General features: G+C 58.0%; 21 protein-coding genes and 1 riboswitch. Of the genes, 10 read left to right on the top strand and 11 right to left on the bottom strand.

Annotated features, from left to right (window positions below):
• Positions 1 to 29 precede the first annotated feature (29 nt).
• Positions 30 to 1,286 carry an Hsp70 family protein gene (locus FLS37_RS03235; protein WP_157314482.1) on the bottom strand — a complete coding sequence of 419 codons (1,257 nt, stop codon included), beginning with the start codon at positions 1,284 to 1,286 and terminating at the stop codon, positions 30 to 32.
• A gap of 234 nt (positions 1,287 to 1,520) precedes the next feature.
• Between FLS37_RS03235 and FLS37_RS03230 the strand changes: the two genes are divergently transcribed.
• Both FLS37_RS03230 and FLS37_RS03225 read left to right on the top strand, forming a co-directional pair.
• Entirely contained in the window at positions 1,521 to 2,210 is a 690-nt protein-coding gene (locus FLS37_RS03230; protein ID WP_157314481.1) for a metallophosphoesterase, read from the top strand.
• 119 nt (positions 2,211 to 2,329) lie between these two features.
• A complete protein-coding gene (locus FLS37_RS03225) occupies positions 2,330 to 2,758 on the top strand; it encodes a hypothetical protein (protein ID WP_157314480.1) in 429 nt (142 codons plus the stop codon).
• Here the strand turns inward: FLS37_RS03225 and FLS37_RS03220 are convergent.
• A complete protein-coding gene (locus FLS37_RS03220; protein ID WP_157314479.1) occupies positions 2,755 to 3,615 on the bottom strand; it encodes a lipid A biosynthesis acyltransferase in 861 nt (286 codons plus the stop codon). The two genes, FLS37_RS03225 and FLS37_RS03220, sit on opposite strands and share 4 nt — an antisense overlap.
• Complete coding sequence (locus FLS37_RS03215; RefSeq protein ID WP_157314478.1) at positions 3,612 to 4,490, bottom strand: lysophospholipid acyltransferase family protein; 879 nt, start codon at positions 4,488 to 4,490, stop codon at positions 3,612 to 3,614. The genes FLS37_RS03220 and FLS37_RS03215 overlap by 4 nt, the downstream gene beginning before the upstream one ends.
• Before the next feature lie 83 nt (positions 4,491 to 4,573).
• Here FLS37_RS03215 and metK point away from each other — a divergent pair, with 83 nt between their 5' ends.
• From metK to FLS37_RS03180, 7 genes are all read left to right on the top strand, one after another.
• Positions 4,574 to 5,743 carry a methionine adenosyltransferase gene (metK, locus tag FLS37_RS03210; protein WP_157314477.1) on the top strand — a complete coding sequence of 390 codons (1,170 nt, stop codon included), beginning with the start codon at positions 4,574 to 4,576 and terminating at the stop codon, positions 5,741 to 5,743.
• A gap of 143 nt (positions 5,744 to 5,886) precedes the next feature.
• On the top strand, positions 5,887 to 6,342 hold the full coding sequence (locus FLS37_RS03205) for a hypothetical protein (protein ID WP_157314476.1): 456 nt from the start codon (positions 5,887 to 5,889) through the stop codon (positions 6,340 to 6,342).
• Between the two features lie 54 nt (positions 6,343 to 6,396).
• Positions 6,397 to 6,588: riboswitch (S-adenosyl-L-homocysteine riboswitch) on the top strand.
• 60 nt (positions 6,589 to 6,648) lie between these two features.
• Positions 6,649 to 8,085: an adenosylhomocysteinase gene (gene ahcY, locus FLS37_RS03200; RefSeq protein ID WP_255446411.1), complete on the top strand. Its 1,437-nt coding sequence runs from the start codon at positions 6,649 to 6,651 to the stop codon at positions 8,083 to 8,085.
• A gap of 96 nt (positions 8,086 to 8,181) precedes the next feature.
• Entirely contained in the window at positions 8,182 to 8,451 is a 270-nt protein-coding gene (locus tag FLS37_RS03195) for a Rho-binding antiterminator (protein WP_157314474.1), read from the top strand.
• A gap of 18 nt (positions 8,452 to 8,469) precedes the next feature.
• Positions 8,470 to 9,288, top strand: coding sequence for a dienelactone hydrolase family protein (locus FLS37_RS03190; protein WP_157314473.1), 819 nt, complete (start codon positions 8,470 to 8,472; stop codon positions 9,286 to 9,288).
• A 94-nt stretch (positions 9,289 to 9,382) separates the two neighbouring features.
• Entirely contained in the window at positions 9,383 to 9,793 is a 411-nt protein-coding gene (locus tag FLS37_RS03185; RefSeq protein WP_157314472.1) for a VOC family protein, read from the top strand.
• Between the two features lie 105 nt (positions 9,794 to 9,898).
• Positions 9,899 to 10,588, top strand: a complete 690-nt coding sequence (locus FLS37_RS03180; protein WP_157314471.1) for a YafY family protein — start codon at positions 9,899 to 9,901, stop codon at positions 10,586 to 10,588.
• Positions 10,589 to 10,616: 28 nt separating this feature from the next.
• Here the strand turns inward: FLS37_RS03180 and FLS37_RS03175 are convergent, their stop codons facing one another.
• The 8 genes from FLS37_RS03175 to FLS37_RS03140 are packed head-to-tail and all read right to left on the bottom strand — an operon-like array spanning position 10,617 to position 19,827.
• On the bottom strand, positions 10,617 to 11,474 hold the full coding sequence (locus tag FLS37_RS03175) for an iron-siderophore ABC transporter substrate-binding protein (protein ID WP_157314470.1): 858 nt from the start codon (positions 11,472 to 11,474) through the stop codon (positions 10,617 to 10,619).
• Positions 11,471 to 13,420 (bottom strand): Fe(3+)-hydroxamate ABC transporter permease FhuB, encoded by a 1,950-nt coding sequence (gene fhuB / locus FLS37_RS03170; protein WP_157314469.1) that lies wholly within the window; start codon positions 13,418 to 13,420, stop codon positions 11,471 to 11,473. The genes FLS37_RS03175 and fhuB overlap by 4 nt, the downstream gene beginning before the upstream one ends.
• On the bottom strand, positions 13,417 to 14,181 hold the full coding sequence (locus FLS37_RS03165; RefSeq protein WP_157314468.1) for an ABC transporter ATP-binding protein: 765 nt from the start codon (positions 14,179 to 14,181) through the stop codon (positions 13,417 to 13,419). Before FLS37_RS03165 ends, fhuB begins: the two co-directional genes overlap by 4 nt.
• 52 nt (positions 14,182 to 14,233) lie before the next feature.
• Positions 14,234 to 14,947: a siderophore ferric iron reductase gene (locus tag FLS37_RS03160; RefSeq protein ID WP_157314467.1), complete on the bottom strand. Its 714-nt coding sequence runs from the start codon at positions 14,945 to 14,947 to the stop codon at positions 14,234 to 14,236.
• A complete protein-coding gene (locus tag FLS37_RS03155; RefSeq protein ID WP_157314466.1) occupies positions 14,948 to 16,765 on the bottom strand; it encodes an IucA/IucC family siderophore biosynthesis protein in 1,818 nt (605 codons plus the stop codon). It abuts the gene before it with no gap.
• Positions 16,762 to 17,370 (bottom strand): GNAT family N-acetyltransferase, encoded by a 609-nt coding sequence (locus tag FLS37_RS03150; RefSeq protein ID WP_157314465.1) that lies wholly within the window; start codon positions 17,368 to 17,370, stop codon positions 16,762 to 16,764. Before FLS37_RS03150 ends, FLS37_RS03155 begins: the two co-directional genes overlap by 4 nt.
• Entirely contained in the window at positions 17,357 to 18,529 is a 1,173-nt protein-coding gene (locus tag FLS37_RS03145; protein ID WP_157314464.1) for an MFS transporter, read from the bottom strand. The genes FLS37_RS03150 and FLS37_RS03145 overlap by 14 nt, the downstream gene beginning before the upstream one ends.
• Complete coding sequence (locus tag FLS37_RS03140) at positions 18,520 to 19,827, bottom strand: lysine N(6)-hydroxylase/L-ornithine N(5)-oxygenase family protein (protein ID WP_157314463.1); 1,308 nt, start codon at positions 19,825 to 19,827, stop codon at positions 18,520 to 18,522. The genes FLS37_RS03145 and FLS37_RS03140 overlap by 10 nt, the downstream gene beginning before the upstream one ends.
• A gap of 169 nt (positions 19,828 to 19,996) precedes the next feature.
• Here FLS37_RS03140 and FLS37_RS03135 point away from each other — a divergent pair, with 169 nt between their 5' ends.
• The gene (locus FLS37_RS03135) at positions 19,997 to 22,129 is read left to right on the top strand and encodes a TonB-dependent siderophore receptor (RefSeq protein WP_157314462.1); all 2,133 of its coding nucleotides are present in this window, start codon (positions 19,997 to 19,999) and stop codon (positions 22,127 to 22,129) included.
• The last annotated feature ends 130 nt before the right edge of the window (positions 22,130 to 22,259 follow it).

Below are 22,259 nucleotides of genomic sequence, written 5' to 3'. Positions count from 1 at the left end.
ATTACAGATTGATCTACAGTGCAATACATCTAGCCGTATCGCTGTTGTGCCACCACAGCCAGCCCGCATCCCACACTGCCAAAATGATCGCCTTCAACCGCGCGGGCAGTGGGGAAGGCGGCGGCGAGGGCGCAGCGCAGGGCCGGAACTGCTGATGAGCCGCCGGTAAAAAACAGCGTTTGTACCGCTTCAGGCGCGACGCCAGCCTGCTTTAAGGTATCGAGCGCCGAGGCGCAGACGCGGCGGGTTTCCTGTGCAATGGCGTTTTCAAACGTTTCGCGGCTGATATTGGCCAGCAGGCCTTTTTCGGCTTCGACCAGATCGAGCGCAACGCTGAGCTGATTCGATAGGCCGATTTTGGCTTCCTCGACACGCATTGCCAGATGGTGGCCGGCTTGCTGGCGAATCACGTTCAGCAGGCGCTCAAAGCGCACCTTGTCGACGACTTCAGGCGAAATATCCTGGAAGGTGCGCCACATTTTGCGCGTGTAGGCGAAGTTGATCGTATGCCAGGTGGCGAGCTGGAAAAACACGCTATTGGGGAACTCGGCGTTATTGCTCAGCAAAGTGCCCATGCCCAGCTCGGGCATCACGCCAGCGAGTGATAGGCGCTTATCAAAATCAGTACCCCCGATATGTACCCCGCCACTGGCCAATAAATCCGCGCTACGGTCGGCCATACCCCGGCGTTCGGGCGAGAGGCGCACGAGCGAGAAATCGGACGTACCGCCGCCGATGTCGACGATCAAGACCAGTTCTTCTTTTTCAATCCGTTGCTCGTAATCATGCGCAGCGGCGATGGGCTCGAATTGAAAGCTCACTTCTTTAAAACCCAGCCCGCGCGCGATTTCGGCCAGCGTGGCTTCGGCCTGATCGTCGGCTGCCTTGTCGTCGTCGACAAAATGCACCGGGCGGCCGAGCACGACGGCATCGAATGACGTGCCTGCCGATTGCTCGGCGCGGGTTTTCACTTCTCCGATCAGGTGGCCAATCAGGTTTTTGAACGACAAATGCCGCCCGCCGATTTCGGTGCCGGCGTCCATCAGGCTGCTGCCGAGCAGGCTTTTCATCGAGCGCATCAGGCGGCCTTCATAGCCTTCCAGATATTCGGCCAGCGCGGCGCGGCCATAGGCCATGGTGTCTTCTTCGACATTGAAAAACACGGCGGAGGGTAGGGTGAGCTTGCCGTCTTCCAGCGCCAGCAGTTGCGCCCCGGCGGGCCTGACGATACCTGCGGTGGAGTTGGAAGTGCCAAAGTCGATACCGCAAGCGGATAATTGAGTCATGAAAACCTGCGGTTTGAGAGGCTAAGGAGGGCGTGGAAGCCTACGCGGATTGAGCGCTGGCGTCAAATTGGGCTGTGCGATGCGCCGATTGCCGGAGCAAAAATGCGGCTCGTCGGCTATAAAAATGCGTTTCGGCGGCCTTGGGCTGCGCTTGTTGCGCGAAAACGCACTCTTGGCAGGGGCGTTTTGCAATACAATGTAACTTGATTTCTATTTCGATTTTCTGGGCGAGCAATGATTTTTTTCTGTGGCGACACGCATGGCCGGTTTGAGCATGTGATCCGCGCGGTGCAGCAGCATCGGCCGGACGCCATTGTCTTGCTCGGCGATATTCAGGCGCCCAAGCCACTGGATGAAGTGCTGGCCGACATTCTGGATCTGACCGAGGTGTGGTATATCCACGGAAACCACGATACAGATACCTTCTACGACTATACCCACCTGTTTGAATCCAAATTAGCCGATCGCAATTTACATGGCCGTGTGGTGGAAATCGCTGGTAAACGCGTTGCAGGTTTGGGTGGTATTTTCCGTGGCCAGATCTGGATGCCGCCCGCGCATCCGAATTATCCAAGTCAGGCACATTATCTGGCGCATTGCGGGCAAAGCAACTACTGGCGCGGCGGCTTGCCGCGCAAGCATCGCAGCACGATTTTCTACACCGATTATCAGGCGCTAGGCCAGGAGCAAGCCGATATTCTGGTCACCCACGAAGCGCCAAGCTGCCACCCGTATGGTTTTCACGCGCTCGACCAGCTGGCGCACAAGCTGGGCGTGAAGCAATCTTTTCATGGCCACCAGCACGATTGCCTCGACTACCGAGCGCACGATCTGCGACTGGGCTTTCAGGCCTATGGCGTGACGCTGCGCGGGATTACCGATGACATGGGTAATATCATCGATCCCGGTATTCTGCCCGAATAAACCAGCGCCAGACCGGCGGCTGCGATTTTTCTCTCACCGATTATTGCCCTGCTTTGCTGTTCATCTCTGATTCAGCTTGCCCTGTTGATAATGGAGCCATCTAACTCAGGAGAACGACAATGTGGACTTCATCTATTCAGGCCAGTCTGGCAGCGCTGGCGCTGTCAGCCATCAGCTGGAGCGCACAGGCGGCGGATGTCGGGGTGTCGATTCGTGTGGGCGACCCCGATTTTTACGGCCAGCTTGAAATTGGCGAGCGTTTCAGGCCACGGGTGATTTACGAGCAGCCACAAATCATTCACCGTACACGCTATGTGTACGAACCGGTCTATCTGCGGGTGCCCCCGGGCCATGCACGGCACTGGTCACGCCATTGCGGGCGCTATCGCGCGTGCGCGCGGCCGGTGTATTTTGTGCAGGATGGCTGGTATCGCGACACCTATCGTCATCGCGGCCACTGGCGTGATCGTAACGATTGGCATAAGGATCATCGCGGCCACCGCGATGACGGTCATCCACGCCACCACGGCCGCCATCGCGACGATTAATAAGGGCTGGCTTCACCCTCGGGGCGCGTTTTAAATCGGCGGTGAAGCCAGAAATACTGGCTGGGGTGGGCCAGCACACGCTGTTCGATAAACTGGTTCATTCTCAGTGTATCGGCCTCCATATCGCTGCTGGGGAAGTTTTCCCAGGCAGCTTCAAAGCGCAGCACAATGTGGTTTCCCTCCAATGTAGCAATCATTGGAATCACCACAGCCTTGCTGATCTGTGCAATGCGCGATAGTGCAGGAATGGTTGCAGTTTGCACGCCGAAAAAAGGCACAAAGATTGATTCTTTGGGGCCCAAATCCTGGTCGGGCAAATAATAAAAAGCGATGCCTTGCTTTAATGCACGAATGATGGGGCGAATGCCTTCGGCGCGAGGCACCAGCAAGGTCTGACGAAAACGGCGACGGATCCGTAGGCTGATTTCATTAAATGCCCCGCGTTGTGATGCCAGATAGGCCGAGCCATCACGCTCCATGGCATAGCGCATGCCGCCAAAATCAAGGGCGAGAAAGTGGGGCGAGAGCAAAATCACCGGCTGCTCCTGATGGGCTTGAGGGTGATGCTCTCCCTCCACCTTCACCAGGCGACGAATCCGCTGCTCGCTGCCCCAGTACAAAATGCTATAAGCCAGAAACAGCTGTGCGGCCTGACAGAAATGCTGCCGTAACACGCTACTACGCTGGCTGGGCGACCAATCGGGAAAACACAGGGTCAGATTGACTGCGCCGATTTTGCGGCGGCGCTTAAGCAGTAAATACAAGGCATAGCCGATGGGTTGTGCCAGCCAGCCCATGACGCGAAATGGTATCCAATGGATGATCCAGAGCAAGCCTGCTAGCAAGCGGGTACTCATGTTTGCGGCCCCGGTGGTAGCGGCGCGCCTGCGGGGTGCTTGTAGCGGCTATAGCTCCAGAAATACTGTTCGGGTATCTGGCGGATCAGGTCTTCGATATTCTGATTCAACAGGGTGGCATCGTGTTCGGCATCCCCAGTCAATTCGCCCGCAAAAGGCTGGACATGAAAGCGATAGCCACGACCAATACCGAGGCGTTCGGTGTAGCAGGGCAGCACGATGGCATTGCTGGCTCGAGCCATTTTGGCGAGCAGACCCATGGTGTAGGCTGGCTTGCCAAAAAAGGGGACCCAGGTGCCATCCCCATTGCCCGGCACCTGATCCGGAAGCAGGTAGGCAATGCCGCCCTGTTTTAAAGTCTTCAATAAGATTCTGACGCCGGCGGCATTGGCCGGGGCTGGCTCGGCTCCGCCTCGCGAGCGGGAGTAGATCATCAATGGTTCTAGGTAATTCTGTTTTGGGGGGCGGTATAGCCCTGAAAAGCCCTTCCCGATTGATCCAAACACATATACCCCGGTTAATTCCAGTGCACCCAGATGCGGCGACATAAAAATGATCGGCCGCCCGGTTGCTAGCGCCGCTTCGACATGTTCCCAGCCGCGTTTTTCTTTAACCAATGGCAGCAGATCATTAATCGGCCTCATCCAGTGTGGCAAAAATTCTAATGCAGCAATGCCGTGGGCAGGAATACTTGACTTGATTAATCGGTTATAATCGGCCTTATTTTTTGCGATCGCACTTTGTTTCAGATTGGTTCGTAGCACGCGCCGGTGACGGGGGGAGCCCCACCAGACCAGCCAGCCGACGATCCAGCCTAGCGCTTGCAGCAAGGGCAGTGGCAATCGGGCCAATAATTTGGACAGCGTAAGCAGCATCTTGGTGTTGTGAGTGTTTTTCAAATTCCGATTGTAGCTGCGATTGGCCCACAGGGGTCATGTAACCGAGGGTAATAACAGCAATGAAAGATTTTTTATTTACATCCGAGTCGGTATCCGAAGGCCATCCGGACAAAGTTGCAGACCAGATTTCCGATGCGATTCTGGACGCGATTTTAACGCAGGATAAAACCGCGCGCGTGGCAGCTGAGACACTGGTGAATACCGGCCTGGTGGTTTTGGCGGGTGAAATCACCACCAATGCCAATATCGATTACATCCAAATTGCTCGCGATACCATCAAGCGCATTGGCTACGACCATTCTGACATCGGTTTTGATTACAAAACCTGCGCGGTGTTGGTGGCTTATGACAAACAATCTCCGGATATCGCGCAAGGCGTGAACGAAGGCCAAGGCCTTGATCTGGATATGGGCGCCGGGGATCAAGGTTTGATGTTTGGCTATGCGTGCGATGAAACGCCGCAATTGATGCCAGCATCGATTTACTACGCACACCGCTTGGTACAACGCCAAGCCGAATTGCGCAAAGACGGCCGTCTGCCATGGTTGCGCCCGGATGCGAAATCTCAGGTGACGCTGCGTTACGACGGCGAAACCGGTAAGGTCAAAGAAGTTGACACGATTGTTTTGTCGACTCAGCACCACCCAGATGTATCGCACGCGCAATTGTCTGAAGCCGTGATCGAGCACGTCATCAAGCCGGTATTGCCAGCTGAATGGGTAACAGATAACACCAAATTCTTGGTGAACCCAACGGGTCGTTTCGTGATCGGTGGCCCAATGGGCGATTGCGGTCTAACTGGCCGTAAGATTATCGTCGATACCTACGGTGGTGCAGCGCCACACGGCGGCGGCGCATTCTCGGGTAAGGACCCATCGAAAGTGGATCGCTCGGCTGCGTACGCAATGCGTTATGTGGCGAAAAACATCGTAGCAGCGGGCATTGCCAAGCAGTGTTTGGTGCAAGTGTCGTACGCGATTGGCGTGGCGCAACCGGTATCGATCATGGTCGATACTTGGGATACCGGCGTGATTTCCAACGACAAGATCGTTGAATTGATCAAGGCGAACTTCGATCTGCGCCCGAAAGGCATTATCCAGATGCTCGATTTGCAGCGTCCGGTCTACAGCCGCACCGCAGCATACGGCCACTTCGGTCGCGAAGAACCCGATTTCACGTGGGAGCGCACTGATAAGGTTGAACAGCTTAAAGCTGCTGCGGGTCTGTAAACTCGCTTCAATCCAGACAGCCACCTTCGGGTGGCTGTTTTTATTGGTGCCTGCTGCGTTGCAAGCGATGCAGATCAAGATTGCGCTTAATGAATTGTGCTGTAATCGCTCTCTAATCGTTTTGTTTATGCAGGAGACTCACAATGTCGATTATCACTCGTTTGGCTTCGCCCCCTGAATACCGCAAACTGGCCAGCTGGTTTGCCGACGCTGGCCATGCAGCGCCAACGCTGGCCGATATGGTGCTGCTTGCTGAAGAGGGTGGTGTGCTCTGTGGCGCGCTACGCGTGGTGATGGCGCGTGGCTTGATTCGGCTCGATAGCGTGATCGCGCGCGATGATGAGGTTTTGCAGCTCTTATTGCAGCAATCATCGCGCTGGGTCGGGCGCGAAGCCTGCTGGTCCTTGGTGTCTGTACAGGTGTTGCCGATGTATCTGGCTGTAGGCTTTATCCAGCAAGCTTCAGCGACAGATACCCTAATGGCCGAGGCGAATGAGCGTGGTTTGCTGATTGTGATGCGCCCGGTACCGGATGAAGCCGAAGCAACCGAAGAAATCGCCGTGGCTGCCAGTGGGGGCTCGGTCTTGCCGCCGGTCTGACGGCTGGCCATTTAGCATGGCTGCCAGACAACGATTTTTACGCTAGAATTCGCCCACACCGAGGGGCGCTGCAGCCGCCGGCCTGATCAAGGCCAGGCGTTCAGGCTCGGTCGTTAAGTGCTAAACCAAAAGTTCTCATGCATCGTTACTTCGCCTTGCCGTACTAACTTGTACTGTCTGCGGCTCAGTGCCTTGCCTGAACATTTTTGTCCAACTACTTATCCAATTCAACGGCGCTCACCTTTCGTTCAAACCCTGCCGGGTTCGATGACGGTGAGCATCGACCCGGCCACATGGAGCATTATCGTGGCCGATTCTCAAAACATTCAAAACAGTTTCAAAGACTATCATGTCGCCGATATCAGCCTTGCCGCCTGGGGCCGCAAAGAGCTGAACATCGCCGAAACCGAAATGCCGGGCTTGATGACTGTGCGCGACGAATACAAAGCGCAGCAGCCACTGAAAGGCGCGCGTATTGCCGGTTCATTGCACATGACCATCCAGACTGGTGTATTGATCGAAGCCTTGCAGGCACTTGGCGCTGAAGTACGTTGGGCGTCGTGCAATATTTTCTCAACGCAAGATCATGCCGCTGCGGCAATTGCCTTGAACGGCCACAACGGCCAAGGCACACCAGTTTTCGCATTCAAAGGCGAATCGCTGGAAGAATACTGGCAATTCACGCACCAGATCTTCGAGTGGCCCAATGGTGAGCACGCGAACATGATCTTGGACGACGGCGGCGATGCGACTTTGTTGCTGCATCTGGGCGCGCGTGCCGAGAGCGATATCAGCGTTGTTGCCAATCCGACCAACGAAGAAGAAACCGTGCTGTACGCGGCGATCAAAGCGCAAATCGCCAAAGATCCAAAATGGTACTCAACGCGTTTGGCTGCGATTAAAGGCGTGACCGAAGAAACGACGACCGGCGTACATCGTCTGTACCAGATGCACGAGCAGGGCAAACTGGCCTTCCCGGCGATCAACGTCAACGATTCAGTGACTAAGTCAAAATTCGATAACCTGTACGGCTGCCGCGAATCGCTGGTTGATTCGATTAAACGCGCGACCGACGTGATGGTGGCGGGTAAAGTGGCGCTGGTGCTGGGCTATGGCGACGTGGGTAAAGGTTGTGCGCAATCATTACGCGGCCTCGGCGCGACGGTAATGGTGACTGAAATCGACCCGATTTGCGCTTTGCAAGCGGCGATGGAAGGCTACCGCGTTGTGACGATCGACGACGTTGCCGACCAAGTTGATATTTTCGTCACGACCACCGGTAACGTCAGCGTCATCGCGCACGAGCACCTCGTTCGCATGCGTAACAACGCGATTGTCTGCAATATCGGCCACTTCGATTCTGAAATTCAGGTCGCCAGCCTGCGCCAATACGAGTGGGACAATATCAAGCCGCAAGTCGATCACATTGTGTTCCCGGACGGCAAACGCATCATCTTGCTGGCCGAAGGCCGCTTGGTGAACTTGGGCTGCGGCACGGGCCATCCATCGTTCGTAATGAGTAACTCGTTTGCTAACCAAGTTCTGGCGCAAATCGAATTGTTCACGAAATTGGATCAATACCCGGTTGGCGTGTACGTTTTGCCTAAGCATCTGGACGAAATGGTGGCGCGCCTGCACTTGAAGAAAATCGGTGCGAAATTGACGGTGTTGACCGACGAGCAAGCGGCCTACATCGGCGTACCGAAAGAAGGCCCTTACAAGCCTGCACACTACCGCTACTAATTAACTCGCTTTAAATCAAAACGCCCCTTGTGGGCGTTTTTGCTTTTTGGCGTGTCTGGAGCCAAACTAGAAAGCCGCATTGTGAGTGGTATCAGCATGAATTCAAACTATGTCCCGATTGCCTGCGATATCTATGATTATCTGGAAATTGCCGCCATGTATCGCGAGCCTTTGTGCATCGCGCTGCACAATGGCGCGGTATTTGAGGCGCAGGCTTGTAATGTGCTCGTGCGTGAACATATTGAGTATTTTGAAGTCAATTGTGCAGGTGAGCTGCGGCAGATCCGCCTTGATGAAATCAATACGATAGAGTCAATCGCGTCTCCGCCGCGCTTTGCACGTATCAGCATCAGCCCTCAACCCTAGTAAAGCTAAAGGATTGCCATGAAGATCGATACCCGTCGTGATTTTCTCAAGATCAGTCTGGCCAGCGGTTTTGCGCTGGCGGTGCAGCCAGTGGCTGCCAGTACGATTCAAACCGATAGTGAAGGCTTGCTGGCGGGCGAAATCCGCATTGGCGATATGCCTGCGTATCGCGCACAGCCAGCAGGCGCATCGACTGCTTTGCCAACCGTGATCGTGATTCAGGAGATTTTCGGCGTTCACGAGCATATTCAGGATTTATGCCGTCGGCTGGCCAAGCAGGGTTATCTGGCGATTGCGCCCGAGCTGTATTACCGGCAGGGCGATCCACGGACTTATACCGATACCAATGAGCTGGTGAAAAATCTGGTCAGCCAGGTGCCGGATGCGCAAGTGATGAGCGATCTGGATCAGGTGGCGCAGTGGGCAGCCAGTCATGGCGGGGATGCCAATCGTCTGGCGGTGACCGGCTTTTGCTGGGGCGGACGCATTACCTGGCTATACGCCGCGCACAATCCGAAATTGAAAGCCGGGGTAGCCTGGTATGGCCGACTGATCGGGCAGGCCAGCGCCAATACGCCCAAACAGCCGATTGATGTCGCGCGGGAGCTCAAAGCGGCCGTACTTGGCTTGTATGCCGGGCAGGACAAAGGCATTTCGCTTGAGAGCGTTGAGCAGATGAAAGCCGCACTCAAGCAGCAGCGCCAGCCTTTTGGCATGTCGGTCTATGAATCGGCCACCCACGGCTTTAACGCCGATTACCGGCCCAGCTACCACGAGGCGGCCGCGCGCGATGCGTGGGAGAGCATGCTCAAATGGTTCCGGCAATTTGGTGTTTAAGCATTTGGCAAATCGCCGCTGCGCATCAACCAGTTCGCCTGAATTAGGTCGAGGCTTTACCCTACTGACACGACGGTGTCAGTAGGGGGCTGGCATGCTGTGGGTACTGCAATCGGCAGTGACTTTCTCAAGGAGAAATACCATGCATGCACTGAACTGGTTTGAAATTCCCGTTGTTGATCTGGCGCGCGCCACCTCATTTTACGAGCAACTGCTGGCCAGCACGCTGCAGCGCACCGAGTGTGGTGGCGAGCGGGTGCTGCTGCCGCATCAGCCGGGTGCGGTGGGGGGCGAGCTGACCAAAACCGACGGAGTCAGCCCTGCAGCAGGCGGCGTGTTGCCTTATCTGAACGCCAATGGCCAGCTTGATGTGTTGCTTGAGCGCCTGCAAACAATGGGCGCGCAGATTGAGCTACCCAAAACCGAGATTTCTGCTGAAATCGGCTCGATTGCCATTTTCATCGACAGCGAAGGCAACCGCATCGGTTTGCATTCCGAACCATAATCAATGCGGCATAATCCCTAGCGTCTGTTGATGTGTCGGTCTGTTGGGCTGCAGGTCATTAGCCAAGCATCAACAGACCATCCCCTCTATTTCAAAGCCATCTCTATGCGCCGCGCCGACCGTTTATATCAGATCACGCTTTTTTTGCGCAGCCGCTCGCTCACTACCGCGCGCTGGCTGGCGCAAACGCTCGGCGTGTCCGAGAGAACCATTTATCGTGATATTGCCGATCTGCTGTGTACCGGGCTGGATATCGAAGGCGAGGCGGGCGTCGGTTATCGTTTGCGCCAACGTAATGAGCTGCCGCCATTGAGCTTTGGTGCCGCCGAGCTCGATGCACTGCGTCTGGGTTGCCGACTGGTCGCCCAGTGCGCAGATCCATCGCTGGTGCTGGCGGCCAGACAGGCTTTGGCGCGGATCGAGGTGGCGCTGCAGGATGCAGGCCAGCACCTGCCCGAGACCGCCATTTTTGTACCGGCCAGCGACGAAATGGCAAGCTTGCCTGCGCTGGCTTTGCTGCGCGAAGCCATCGCGCGGCGTCTGCTGGTGCATTTTGCCTACACCCGCGCTGACGGTACGGACAGCGAGCGCCGCGTTCAGCCGCTGGGCCTGTTTTACTGGGGAAACGGCTGGACAATGGTCGGCTGGTGCGATTTGCGCAATGATTACCGGCAGTTCAGGCTTGATCGCATGCTTTCGCTGGTGCTGACCGATCAGCCCTTTGTGCAGGTGAGCGGGCGTAATCTCAGCGATTATTTCCGCCGCGAAGGCATTCCAGCGGACTGCTTCCGTTAAGCATTGGTTTTGCTCGCTAGCAATGCCTTCAATCCGGTGAGCGGTTTTGCAGCTGTGCGCTGATCTGGCGTGCCAGCCGCGAAATCGAATACATTCCGCCATTGGTCCACACCGGTGGCATGGCGTACACCCGCCGCTCCCGCACCACGGGCAATGCTTGCCATAATCGGCTGCGTTCCAGCTCGGTTTGCCGTGGAAACGGTGCAATATGCAGCAGCAATCCTTCATTCAGCGCGGCCAGATCGGGTAGCTTGCGCAAGCGGGTGCCCCAGGCGGTGCGCTGTTGCGGGCAGGCATTGCGCAGCCCCAGCGCGTGCATGGCCGCCTCGGGCAGCGAGTTTTCGCCGTAGACCCAAAAGCTGACCGGTGAGGCAAAGCGGATCAGGCATACCGCGGGCGGCTTGGCGCCAAAACGCTGCCCAATGATCTGGCGCAATTTAGCCAGCTCAAGGCCTTGCTGGCGTACAAAGGCTTCATGCTGCGCCAGCCGATCAAGCCGGACTGCCAGTTGGCGCTGTAGCCGCTCGGCTGCGCTGGCATTATCGTGCTCGGCTCGGAACGCATCGAGCAGCAAGGTGGGGGCAATTTTTTCCAGATTGGCCTGCATGCCCGCCAGTGCCGGATTGATGATGATCAGATCGGGTTTCAGCGCGTAAATACGCTCCAGATTGGGCTCCAGCCGGCTGCCTGCGTCCAGCACTTTGCCGGGCAGCGCCGGTTCAACGACCCATTGCTGATAGTCGGCACGGTCGGCCACCGCAATCGGCGTGACGCCCAGTGTCAGCAGGTATTCGGTGGCCTCCCAGCTTAGCGCAATCACGCGGCTGGGTGCGGCCTGCAGCAGGCTACTCAAGAGCAGCCCCAGTACCACGACGATGATTTTCATGTTCTGCTCCGTGGAGAACTCAACAGCGCTAGCAGCAGCAAGCTGCCGCAGGCCAGCGAGCCCAAAGCACCCACCGGTAGTTGGTTGGGGAAAAACGCCGTGCGGCTGGCTAGATCGGCCAGTGCCAGCATCGCCGCGCCCAGCAGCGTGGCCAGACCAAGCTGGCTGCCCAACCTGCGTGCGCCCAGCTTGATGGCCAGCTGGGGTAGAACCAGCCCGATAAACGCCATCGGGCCAAACTGGCTGCTGATCACCAGACTGAGCAAGCCCGCCAGCAGTAGCAATACCCACCGCGCACGACGCACATCCAGCCCGGTGGCACGGGCGTGCGCTTCACCCAGCGACAGGAGCGTCAATACGCGCGCCGTGCCCAGCGTGATCAGCCCCAGCAGGGACACCAGCCCAAACAGGCTAGCTGCCTGTGCGGCCGTGGTGTGGTAGGTCGAACCAGCCAGCCAGTTCAGCAGTTGAAAACTGTCGTTATTGCCCTGCGCCAGCACAAATTGCAGCACCGCCTCAAGCAGCGACGACAAGCCGATTCCCAGCAAAATCAGCCGTGCCGGGCTTTGGCGTGGCGCCAGCCAGCACAGCGCCAGCAACACCAGCGCCGCGCCTGCGGCAGAAAACAGCCACGGTGACAGGCTTGAACCCAGCAGCAAGCCTGCCAGCATGCCCAGACTGGCACCCGAGGAAATGCCGAGCAAATCTGGGCTGGAGAGCGGGTTGTTCAGCAAGCGCTGCAAGATCAGCCCGGCAATCGCCAGCCCCATGCCTGCGGCACACGCGGCCAGTAGTCGTGGCCAGCGCAAAGACCAGATGGCGGGCTCTGGCCAGCCCAGCACCCATGCGCCCCCGGCGTCACGGCTGCCGAGCGCGCACAGCAGCAGTATCAGCAACCCGGCCGCCAGCCAGAGAGTCAGCGGCAGCAAGCGGCGTGATTTTCCGGGGCTCGATAGCAAGGCCACGCCATCGGCCAGCGGCTGCCTCAGGCATAGCCAGATCAGCACAGGCGCACCCAGCAAGCCAGCGGCCGCACTGCTGGGCAGTATGTCCGACAACCATTGTGATGCATACATGGCCAGAGTATCGGCCAGTAGCAAAGTAATGGAGCCGATTAGCACGGCATACCTCATATTATCGGCCGGGCGGCTGGCGCCGAGCAAACGGGCCAGCGCCGGCGCCAGCAGGCTGACAAAGCCGATCAGACCCACCGCGCTAATCGCCAGCCCATTAAGCCATAGCGCCAGCAGGCTGCCCACCAGCGCCAGCCGTAGCACATTCAGCCCGGCGGCCGCCGCAGCTTCGCTGCCCAGCTGCAAGAGCTGCAGTGGGCGGCAAAGTAGCGGCAACACAAGCAATGCGGGCAATAGCCGAGGCAGTACCCAGTGCACCCAGTACCAGTCATTCTGCGCCAGATCGCCAGCGCCCCACACCAGCAGCGAGCGGCTGTATTGATCGTTCATCATTACCGCAATCGCCGCCACGCTGCCCAGCAGCAAATTCAGCGCCGTGCCTGCCAGCAGCGCGCCTAGACCATGCAATTGCCGCCAGCCTGCCAGTGCACCCAGTAGCAAAAAGCTCAGCAGGCTGCCGCCCAGTGCCAGCCATTCGATGCCGATGGTGTTCCCCGGCCATAGCAGGCCGCCGAGCACAATGGCGCACCATGCGCCTGCTGACGTGCCCAGCGTCATCGGCGAGGCCAGCGGATTGAGCGTCAGTTGCTGCAACAGGCTGCCCGACAAAGCCATGGCTGCACCGAGCAAGATCGCCAGTACCGTTCGTGGCAAATGAGCGTGCAGAAAGATCATTTCCTCGATCTGCCCATCGCCGGGCTGGCGGATGGCCTGCCATTGCTCGCCCAGCGAGAGCGGCGTGGCCAGTTGCAGATGGCTGAAGGCCAGTACGATCAGCGCTGCGCCCAGCAGTGTCAGGCTAGGGCGCTTCATGCCACCACCGCCACGGCGTGTTTGCCCGCGCGCGGCAAAATATCGAGCGCGATGCCGTACAAATCGTGCAAATCGGCGTGGGCGAGCAACTCCGCCGGTGTGCCGTCAAACCAGAGCTGGCCGCGTTGCAACGCGATAATCCGGTCGGCGTAGCGCAGCGCCAGATTCAGGTCGTGCAAGATGGCAATCACGGCACAGGACTGGCTTTGCACCTGGCTGCGCAGCAATTGCATCAGCTGATACTGATGTGCCAGATCAAGCGCCGAGCTGGGCTCGTCAAGCAGCAGCATCGGTGAATTTTGTGCCAGCAGCATCGCTAGCCACGCCCGCTGGCGCTCGCCGCCCGAGATTTCATCCAGCGCATGGCGAGCCAGATGCGCCACATCCGCCGCGCGCAATGCCGCGTCAACCTGAGCTTTGTCGTCGGCTTGCCAGCGCGATAGCCAGCCGCGCCAGGCAAAGCGCCCCAGCTCGACCAGCTCGCGCACCTGCATCAGCGCCGCTTGCGGAATCTGCTGCGGCATATAGGCCACCTGCCGCGCCAGCTCGCGTGGCGCATAGTGCATCACCTCGCGCTGATTTAGCAGCACCTGCCCCTGATCGCTCTTGAGCTGGCCTGCCAGCAGCTTGAGCAGCGTTGATTTGCCCGAGCCATTGTGACCCAGAATGACGGTCAGCCCTTGCGGCGGGATACAGAGCTGCTCGATCTGCAGCAAGGTGCGGCCATTGCGGCTGAGTTTGACGTTTTTAAGTTGATACATGCTTGGGTATGCTTCTGAAGTTAATATTGGTATTGCTCTGTATGGGTATACCCTAGGTTGTTTCCAGCTCAAGGCGGATTTTTTCCAGCCGGGTCGCCATTGGCCAGCGTGGGCAGGTGCTGCAGGCCTGTTCGCCGGGTAGGCGAAAATGCTGGCAGCAGCCCTGACGGTGCAGCGCCGGAACGCAAGCGCCGGATGGCAATTGCACCTGCATCAGCTGGCCGTGCTGCTGCCATTGCAGCGCATCCAGCCAGAGATGGGTTTGTTCGTCGAGCTGGTCTGCGCTCCAGTTGAAATGCCTTGCAGGCAGTAGCAGCGCCGACAGCACGCAATCGACCGTCATGCAGGCCGCCTGTTTGGCCGAATAGCGGCTGAGCTGAACAAGCTGCTGGTAGTGCGCGTGGTGATAGCGCAGCAAGGAGTGCGCAGCCTGCGTGATCAGGGGCGTGCCCGTCTCGCTGATCACTGCGTCGGCGGGCAAGGCCCACGCTTGCGTGACGCCAGCGCGCGCCGTTTGCCAGAAATGCTGCAAATCGAGCGCGCGATTGGCGCAATGCACCGCCAGCACGCAGGCGTAAGCCGGTTGCCACATCAGCATGCCCCAGCTGCGCGCGCGCCAGTAATGCGGCCCGGCGGCCGGCGTAGCGCTTTGCCAGTGTGCGTACAATTCGCCCGCCAGCGAGTGCTGCTCGCTACGCGCAGCCCCGGTCTGCCCGTGCAGATACGGGCAAATGCGGGCGATTTCAGTTAATACCGCCGCTAGCAATTACACCTCGCCCATGCTGGCCGGATCGCGCCAGCGCGCCAGCGGATTGACCAGCCGGCCGGCCATTTGCAAGCTGCCAGCCGGGTCTTCCAGATTGAGCATGTGCTTGTTATTGGCCATTTGCAGACGATTGAGGCATGAGTGCTCAAAGTCGGCGGCAAACAGATCGTAGCGGGCAAATTGCGCGGCCAATTGCGGGTGAGCGGCCTGGTAACGATGCGTGCAGCGCGCGACCGCGTGCCAGAATTGCTCGGTGCTGTAAGCACTTTGATCGTGCAAAATTGCCGCGACGTGGCGCAGATAGCCGTCAAAGACATCGATAAACAGACATAGTGTCTTCATATTGTCCGGGATATGGGTCGAGATGCGCAGGGCGACTGCCGGCAGCTCGACCGCCGGATTCAGAATGGCCACTTCTTCGGCAATATCCTTCATCAGTACGCGGGCAACGCGGTGCTCTTTCAGAATCATGATCAGGTTTTCGCCGTGCGGCATATAGATCAGATCGTGCTGGTAGAAGCAGTGCAGCAGCGGCGCAAAATAGGCGTCCAGATATTCGGCGACCCACTGATCGGTGCTGATGCCCGATGCCGAGATCAGCTCGGCAATCAGCGCGCGGCCATTGTTGTCCAGATGCGCCAGCGCTGTCATCGTCATCAGTTTTTCGCCTTCCTGCAGATGCGTATTCGGGTTTTCACGCCAGAGTGCGGCCAGCATTTTCTTGAAGGCGTTGTTTTCCTTGATCGCTGCTTCGTAATACGGATTGCGATAGCCAATGGCCGCCACTTCGCGCAGGATATGAAAGCCTTTGCTTTGCAGATAGGCATCGCCCTCGACCAGCGCATACACCCAGTCGTTAATCGCTGGCGTGGCCAGCATGTAATAAGGCGAGAGGCCGCGCATAAAGCCCATATTCAGCACCGATAGCGCGGTTTTGACATAGCGTTTGCTGTTATCGCTGACATTGAAAAAAGTCCGGATCGATTGCTGCGCCAGATATAAATCATCGCCCGTGCCCAGAAACACAATCTGCTGCTGGGCAATTTCGGCGGCAAAGGCCATCGCCAGTTTGTTTTGCCATTGCCACGGGTGAGCGGGCATCAGCCAGTAGTCGCCATCGTTCAGGCCTAGCGCCTGTAAACGCTGGCGGAATTGGGCGAGCTGCGCCTCGCCCAGCTCTTCACGCATCATCTGCTCGTAATCCAGCGTGGCCGAGATCGACAAAGTTGCGCGTTGTTTATGTACCGCCAACCAGACAATCTGGAATGGGGTCGCCGCTTCCGGTGCGTAGCGGCGGTAATCGTTGGCGTCAAAACCCAGCCGGCCATTATTGGCCACAAAGCATGGATGGCCTTCGCTCATCGCGGTTTCCACGCGCTGGAAATCGGCATGAATCAGCTCGGCTGCGCTGGGCGCTGCGCGGTCGTGTTTGTACGCGCTGCCATAGAGTGTGCTGCTGATTTCATCCAGATAGACCGGCAGCACATGTTCTTTGAGCAGCAATTGCTCGCGCAGCTCGAGCATAAACAAGAGTGCGTCCAGCTCCTGCGGCAGCTCGCCGCAGTGCTTGCTGATCGAATCGGCGGGAATGCTCCAGTGATTCAGCGCCAGCAGCTCGGCACGAAAGCGATAGCTGATCTGGCCGTCATCGCTGTGAATCTGGTATTGCCCATCGGCTTGCTGCACCGGCGTGAGCAGGCCTTCGTGGGCAAATTCGCTAATGGCCTTGCGCACCAGCAGGCGGTTGACCTTGTGCCAAATGGCGGGGTTCAGGTGAGCGCATTCGGCCAGAGTGGGGGCGGGCAGGCGAGTGGTCATGCAGTGATCTCCAGTTCGGTAGCTTGCAGAAATGAGGCGCGATCGCAGATGGCAAACCAGGCGGTTTTGTACGAGAGCTTGATGGTGTGCTGGTAGCAAAAACCGGCGTCGCGATTGATCGGGTGGATCTTCTGGTTGTTTACATCCGGCTCGACGACTACGCGCAGATGGCGGCTCTGGCTAAATAGAAAGGCCAGAATCGTTTGCATCACCGCGCGGGTAAAACCGTGCACGGCGGGGCCACTGGCGGGGGCGACCAGAAAATGCATGCCGATATCGCCAGCTTGCACGGCGTAATGCTGGCCGAGTTCGTCGTGCGCCGGATCGTAGGTTTCGAGCAGAAACGCAGGCTGGCCAGCGTAAAAAGCCAGATACGGCGCGCAATGCGCTGACTCGATTTGCTGGCGATAGCATTGCGCCACTTCATCGGGGCTGGCCTGCTGCATACCCCAGAAGCTGGCGCGCGGTGCTGTCACCCACTGGTGTAATAAGGCAAAGTCGGCGCTGGACAGTGGCCGCAATTGAAATTGCCCCACGCCGCTGACGGTGTGGCAAAAAACCATCTCGGGTGTGGCAGCGTTCTCGTTCAAATCACGGCAGGACATCGGCAGTTCTCCGGGTGGGCAGCGCGGGGGCGGCATTGATCAGGGGGTACAGCAGCAAGCTCAGCAAGAGCCCGGCGGCAGCAAGCCAGAATGGCGTGCTCAAGCCGTGCAGGCTGACCAGCCAGCCCGCGCTGTAATACGACATCAGCACGCCAATGTTCTGAAACAGGTTGATCTTGCTGTAATCGTGCGCATACGCAGCCGGGCTGCTTTTTTCGAAAATCAGCGCATCAAGGCGCACGGTGAGCTGGAATGACGCCCAGCCAAACAGCACGCGGCCAAAGAGCACCCAGCCTGTTTCTCCCGAGCCTTGCAGCAGCAAACCGGCAATGCCCAGAATCAGGCAGAAAACCGCATGGTTGGCCAGGCTTTGCTGCCCGACGCGCTGGTTGAACCACAGCGCCAGCAGACCCACCGCCGCCGGTATGGCGTACACCCACGCCGCCAGCTGCACGCCGTGTTCAGGCTCGGTTTGCTGCCAGTACTGCACAAAAAACGGCACGATCTGGTATTCGCTGAAATAAAACACCAGCATCAGCACGCCCAGCGGATAAATCCCCCGCGAGGTGGTGATTGGCTGGGCTGTGTCTTCGGCCGGTGGCGCGGGCTGCTCCAGCCCGGCATAAATCAGATAGGCGCAGACGCCAATCTGCACAATATCGCCGACGGCCATTAGCAGAAAAGCATGCTCCAGCGGCCAGTGCGTCAGCGCAAAACCACCCAGCACGGCACCGGCAATATGCCCAAAGTGCACGACAATCGACAGGAGGCCGATGGTATGGCCGTGATTGGCCTCGTCCTCGCCCGCCATCAGATAGGGATAAATCAATAAATAGCTGGCCTTGAAAACAATCATCGCCAGCGACAAAACCCAGAACAGCCACAGGCTATCGGTAAAGCTGCAGGCGATGCACAGCAGGCCCGCACCAACCTGAGTCCAGAGCAGTAGTCTTAATGTGCCGCCGTGGCGCACCATGCGCGCCCAGAAAGGCAGCGCCAGCATGGCCACGAGGCAAATTGCCGCCGTATACGTGCCGACGTGTTCGGGATTGCTCACGCCAAAGCGCTCAGCAAAATACTGTGGATAAAACGGCAGCAGCATCGTGTCGGCGACCACGGCCACCGCGGTCATGGCAATCAGCCAGAATTTCAAGCCCATGCCATTTCCTGCTGTTCGGTGGCGCTGAGGCCAAATTGCTGGAAAGCTACGCGTTGCTCGATCGGGTAGGGCGAATGCCCCAGCACTTCGCGCAGGATGACCGAATTGCGATGGCAGGCCATGGTCAGATCGGGCGCGGCCAGGCCATGCGTATGCAGCTCGGCGTTTTGCACAAAAATCTCGTTGCCGTGCAGGTCAATGCTGTAGTTGCGGCGCACGGCTAGACGGCCTTGCGCATCGTGACGGATGCGATGCTGCACGCCTTGCATCAATGCCGGTGCCTGATAGCCATAGCCGCTGGCGATCACCAGCCCGTCGTAGTCGGCGTGCTCATGCTGGCCGGTTTCATGGTGGTGCAGTTTGAGCGTGTAGTTGCCGTTTTTCAGCGTTAGCGCCTGCATTTCCACATTGCTGAGCAAGCGGCTGGGCAGCTCGCCATCGAGCTTGAGGCGATACAGCTCGTCAAAAATGGCGTTGATCAGCGTGCGGTTAATGCCTTTGTACAGGCCTTTTTGCGATTCCAGCAGTGGCGAGCGGGTATGGTCGGGCAGCGCGTGGAAGTAGTCGATGTAATCGGGCGAGGTCATTTCCAGCGTGAGCTTGGTGTATTCCAGCGGGAAAAACCGTGGCGAGCGGGTGATCCAGTCGATCTGGTAGCCATAGCGGCGCGCATCCTGTAGCAGATCAAGGTAAATCTCGGCCGCGCTTTGTCCGCTGCCCACCACGGCGAGGCGTTTTTTCTGCTGCAGCTGGGCTTTGCGCGCCAGATACTGGCCGCTGTGAGTCACCGGTACGCCATCGCAGCAGGGTGGCAATTGCGGCTTGGTGCCGGTGCCCAGTACCAGCTTTTTGGCCAGGTATTGGCTGCTAGCGCCCGTCCTAGTTGACGTGCAGGTCAATACATAGCAGGCCTGTTGTTCGTCGTAGCGCGCAAATTGCACAAATTGCCCAAAGCGCAGATTGCTTAACTGGCCCGCCACCCACTGGCAGTACTGGTTGTATTCCTGCCGCAGCAGAAAGAAATCTTCCTTGATGTAAAAGGCGTACAGACGGCCGCTTTGCTTGGCGAAATTCAAAAAGCTGTACGGGCTGGTCGGGTCGGCCAGCGTGACCAGATCGGCGATAAACGAAGTCTGCATCGTCGCCCTGTCCAGCAGCATGCCCGGGTGCCAGTTGAAATGATCGGCCATGTCAAAAAACAGCGTATCGAGCCCGGCAATCGGCTCGCTCAGAGCGGCCAGCCCCAGATTGAATGGGCCGATGCCAATGCCGATTAAGTCGTAAATCTTGTTTTGCATGCTCATCTCCAAGCGTCAACAGGCCCTAATTGGCTGTCAGGTGCAATTCATCTGCATCAAAGAATAATCGCTGCGGACTATAACGTAGATGACAATGATTATCAATGGCATTATCATTCTCATCGCTTGGGGTATTTGAATCCCAACTCGATGAACGATGAGGATAGGTATGAAGCAAGTGAAATGGAGAGTGCATCCGCTGGTGCTGGCCTTGTGCGCAGCCGGCATGACGATGACTGCGGGGAGCGTGCTGGCCAGCGATGCCGCGCTATTGCAGGAGGTGGAAGTGACGGCCGAAACGGCGGCGCAGGAGCGCAGTGCGGGGAACTGGTCGGTGGGGGAAAGCCGTGCTGCCAGCAAGACCACTACGCCGCTCAATGAGCTTGCGCAAGCGGTGAGTGTAGTCAGCCAGGCGCAGATCGAGGCGCAGATGCCGCGCACGATTGCACAGGCGCTGGACTACGCACCGGGTGCGTATTCAGGCCTGTTTGGCAATGCCATGCGCTACGACTACGTGGCCTTGCGCGGCTTTGCCGATACCAGCATGGCCAATACCACGCTGGACGGCATGCGGCTGATGTCGGACGCGGGTAGCTTTAGCGCTTTCCAGATTGACCCGTATTTTGTCGAACGGATCGATCTGGTGCGCGGGCCGATTTCGGTGCTGTACGGCAATGCCGCGCCGGGCGGCATGGTGGCGCTGATGAGCAAGCAGCCGCAAATGGCCAAGCACAGCGAAATCCGTCTGGAAACGGGTAGTCACAATACGCTGGGTCTGGGCTTTGATCTGGCGGGCGGCTTGAGCGATACGCTGAGCTATCGTCTGACCGGCTTGGGGCGCGAAGCCGACAGCATGCAGGATCACGCCAGCGAGAAGCGGCTGGTGATCATGCCGCAACTGATGTGGCAGCCATCGGAAAACACCGCCTTGCTCTTGCAAGCCTATGTGCAAAATGATCCCGAAGGCGGGTATCACAGCGGCACACCGTATGCAGGCTCAGTGATCGCACACGCCGGGCGCAAAGTAAGCCGCGAGTTTTTTGATGGCGAGCCGAACAAGGATCAATTTGACCGCGAGCAGCGCATGCTGGGCTATCAGTTTGCTCATCGTTTCAACCCGGCCTGGCAAGTGCGGCAGAATGTACGCTACACCAACTCGGATTATGCTTCCAAGCAGTTTTATCAAAGCGGCTGGAATAGCGATACCGAACTAGCACGGGGGTATAGCTTCTCGAAAGAGAAGCTAAAAGGTCTGGCGGTCGATACCCGCGTGCAAGGTACCTTTGCCACGGGTGCGCTGATTCATGACGTTGTCGCCGGGCTTGATTATCAGGGCCGCAAAAATACCGGCTTCTGGGGAGGCGGCTTGGTGGCTGGAATTGATGCCTTCCAGCCGGTGTACGGCAGCACCACGGTTAGTAATATTGAACAGTCGAACTGGGTACGCGAATTCAGGCAACTGGGCTACTACCTACAAGACCAGATCACGCTGGGCGCGTGGCGCTTGACCGGTGGGGTTCGCTACGATCGCGCCAAGACCTCGACGCTGGATACCGGCACCCAAAGCAAAACCGAATGGGATGGCGGTGAAACCAGTCGCCGTTTGGGCGTGCTGTACTTGTTCGACAATGGCCTAGCCCCGTATGTCAGCTATAGCGAATCATTTGATCCGAGCAGCAATGTCGACGCTGCGGGCAAGGTACTGCAGCCGTCACGCGGCAAGCAATGGGAAGTGGGTGTGAAATATCAGCCTAATTCTGCCACCTTGTTCACTGCCGCGCTCTATGATCTGCAGCAGAAGAATCTCGCGCGCATGGTGCCAGGGCAAGGTCATTTTGAATCTGTCGGCACGGTCAAATCGCGCGGGCTGGAGCTGGAAGGGCATCTGGCCCTGAGCGAGAAGTTTCATCTGCAGGCTGCCTACACCTACAGCGACATGACCATCCGCAACGGTGAAGCACAGGCCGAAGGCAAGCGCCCGCGTCAATCGCCAGAGCAACTGGCATCGGCATGGCTGAACTACACGCCCGTCACCGGCGCCCGAATCGGGCTGGGTGCGCGCTATATTGGCAAGAGCTACGCCAATCTGGCCAACACCATGGCCGTGCCAGCGGCCACACTGTTTGACCTGTCGGCCAGCTTTGATCTGGGCGCCTGGCAAGGCCAGCTAAAAGGCGCTTCAGTGCAAGTCAGCGCCAATAATTTGTTCGACAAAGACTATGTGGCGGCGTGCTACGGCGAAAATTATTGCTACTTCGGCAATGAGCGCAGCGTCAACACCTCGTTCAAATACAGCTGGTAAAACCCAAGCCCGAAGACCCGCAGGTCTTCGGGCTTAACGCTGCGTATTAGATTCAATGGTCAGCAGGATGCACGCCGGGAAAATGGTGGGGATTTTGAGTGTTGACTTGGGGGTATATGGCTATAGGCAT

Origin of the sequence: Chitinibacter sp. GC72, assembly GCF_009760905.1 — a bacterium.
In the GTDB taxonomy this organism is placed as follows: domain Bacteria; phylum Pseudomonadota; class Gammaproteobacteria; order Burkholderiales; family Chitinibacteraceae; genus Chitinibacter.
The sequence above is the reverse complement of the archived record's forward strand: the minus strand, read 5'-3'. Positions and strand labels throughout refer to the sequence as shown.